This is a genomic window from Vibrio sp. 10N.222.52.B7 (genome assembly GCF_041474275.1).
GTDB lineage: Bacteria > Pseudomonadota > Gammaproteobacteria > Enterobacterales > Vibrionaceae > Vibrio > Vibrio crassostreae_C.
The window spans coordinates 1-321 of the sequence record NZ_JBFRTU010000393.1 but is presented as its reverse complement, the minus strand read 5'-3'; the positions used below and the strand labels follow the sequence as shown (position 1 = coordinate 321).

Genomic DNA, 321 nt, shown 5'->3' with positions numbered 1-321 from the left:
TACCCACAACTTCCATAACCTCATTTTTAATGCCTTGGTAATCCAATGTATTAAAGTTCTCTTGAATACGAGTTGAACCTAGGTTCGATGTCATGATTACCACGGTATTTCTAAAATCGACGGTGCGACCTTGTCCGTCAGTTAATCGTCCATCATCTAAAACCTGCAATAGAATATTGAAAACATCTGGGTGCGCTTTCTCTACCTCATCAAGCAGAATGACAGAATAAGGTTTTCGACGAACGGCTTCGGTTAAGTACCCACCTTCCTCATAACCCACATAACCAGGGGGAGCACCAACTAAACGAGCAACAGAGTGTT

General features: G+C 42.4%; 1 protein-coding gene. It reads right to left on the bottom strand.

Features of this window, described 5'->3' with window-relative positions; translation table 11 throughout:
• A partial coding sequence (locus AB4512_RS23360; RefSeq protein ID WP_372175909.1) for an AAA family ATPase occupies positions 1-321 on the bottom strand: 321 nt, incomplete at both ends.